A 2,160-nucleotide genomic window follows, 5' to 3' on the forward strand; every position below is an offset into this window, starting at 1 on the left:
GGTCATGGCTGATGAACAGCATCGTCGCATGCCGGGTCTTCTGGATGTCGAGCAGCAGCGTCACCACGGCCGCCTGCACGGAGACATCCAGCGCCGACACAGGCTCGTCGGCGACGATCAGCGACGGATCGGAGGCGAAGGCGCGGGCGATGGCGATGCGCTGCTTCTGCCCGCCGGACAACTGGCTCGGCCGGCGGGCGGCGAAGTCCGGCGAAAGCCGGACCATCTCCAGCAGCTCGCGCATGCGCTGGTCGATGGTCGCCTTGCCCTTGCGGATGCCGAACTTCTTCAGCGAGCGACGGATCGAGAAGCCGGCGCTGTGCGACGGATTGAGCGTCGAGTCCGGGTTCTGGAACACCATCTGGATCGATTGCAGCAGGGGCTTCGGCCGCGCGCTCGCTTCGATCGCGGCGATGTTTTCGCCAGCCATGCGGATTTCGCCCGAAGTGGCGCGGTCGAGGCCGGTGACGATACGCGCCAGGGTCGACTTGCCGCAGCCGGATTCGCCGACCAGCGCGACGATCTCGGCCTTGCCGGCCTCGAAGGATACGGCCTCATTGGCCTTCAGCGTCTTGTGGTAACCGAGGTGATAGAACTTGGTGATGTCGGAGAAAGTGATCTCGGCTGCCGGTGCCGCACTCTCGCCGGATAGCGGCGGAAGCTCGCGATGAGCCACCTCGAGTTCGGGCCAGCGCACGCAGCGCACAACATGCCGCTCGCCGACCGGTTCCAGCGTCATGCCGGGCCGGTCGCACAGGCCGGCGCGGAAACCGGCGCAGCGCGGACCAAAGAGGCAGCCGCGCGGCCGCTCCGACGGCAGCGGGATATGGCCCGGAATGGCGGCAAGCGTGCGACTGTGCTTGCCGTGCCCGATATCGGGAATGCAGTCGATCAGCCCTTGCGTGTAGGGATGGCGTGGCCGGCCGAACAGCTCGCGCGTCGGCGCCTCCTCGACCAGCTCGCCGGAATACATGATGCCGACCCGGTCGCAGCTTTCGGCGATCAGACCGAGATTGTGCGAGATGAACAGCAGGCTGGTTCCATAGCGACGGCGCAGCTCGCCGATCAGATCGATCACCGCCGACTCCACCGTCACGTCGAGACCGGTGGTCGGCTCGTCGAGCAGGAGCAGCGACGGCCGCCCAAGCAGCGCCATGGCGATGACGACGCGCTGCTGCTGGCCGCCCGAAAGCTGGTGCGGATAGCGCTTCAGCATGTCGCCGGCGTCGGGCAGGCGCACGTCTTTCAGCATGGCGGCTGCCATGTCGAGCGCCTCGACGCGACTTGCGCCGAGATGGAGCATCGGCACCTCGGCAAGCTGCGCGCCGACCGTTTTGACCGGATTGAGCGCGCTCATCGGGTCCTGGTAGACCATGGCGATGCGCCGTCCGCGTATGGCGCGCAACTTGTGCGCCGGTGCGTTGACCAGTTCCTCGCCTTCAAAGCGGATACTGCCGCCGGCGACCACGCCTGTCGCACCGAGATAGCCCATGATCGCCATCGCCGTGGTGCTCTTGCCGCAGCCGGATTCGCCGACCAGCCCGAAGCTTTCGCCGGGCTTCACCTCGAAAGACAGCTTCGGCACCGCAACGATCGTCTCGGCCTTCCCGCGAAACTCGATGCGCAGATCTCGGACAGCGAGGAGCGGCGTCCCGGACGCACGCTCGCCTTTCATCGAAATTGGCTCGGCGACCATCGTCATGGCTTCCAGGCCTCCCGCAGGCCGTCGGCCAAGAGGTTGAAACCCAGAACCAGGCTGACGATGCCGATTGAGGGCAGCACCGACATCAAAGGCCAGACGTTGAGCACCGTCGTGCTTTCCTTGACCATGCCGCCCCAGTCCGGGTTGGGCGGCGGCAGGCCAAGGCCAAGGAAGCCGAGAATGCCGATGGTGATGATGGTGTAGCCGATGCGCAGACAGGCATCGACGATCAGCATGCCGCGGCAGTTGGGCAACAGCTCGACAAGCATGATGTATAAAGTACTTTCGGCGCGCAGCCTTGCGGCGGCGATGTATTCCTGCTCCTTCAGGCCGAGTACCAGCCCGCGCGTTATTCGCCCGATTCCTGGCGCCGAGGCGATCGTCGTGGCGATGACGATGTTGATTATCGATGGCCCGATATTGGCGATCAGGATGACGTAGAGGACCAGCACCGGGAA

The 2,160-nt window shown here is 65.5% G+C and carries 2 protein-coding genes; both read right to left on the reverse strand.

Features of this window, described 5'->3' with window-relative positions; all coding sequences use genetic code 11:
* A partial coding sequence (locus tag EOA60_RS29865; RefSeq protein WP_164899651.1) for an ABC transporter ATP-binding protein occupies positions 1 to 1,702 on the reverse strand: 1,702 nt, incomplete at its 3' end.
* Positions 1,699 to 2,160: ABC transporter permease subunit (locus EOA60_RS29870; RefSeq protein ID WP_128312395.1), on the reverse strand; the 462-nt coding region annotated here is incomplete at its 5' end. The genes EOA60_RS29870 and EOA60_RS29865, both read right to left, overlap by 4 nt.

Source organism: Mesorhizobium sp. M1A.F.Ca.IN.020.06.1.1, from assembly GCF_004023265.1.
In the GTDB taxonomy this organism is placed as follows: domain Bacteria; phylum Pseudomonadota; class Alphaproteobacteria; order Rhizobiales; family Rhizobiaceae; genus Mesorhizobium.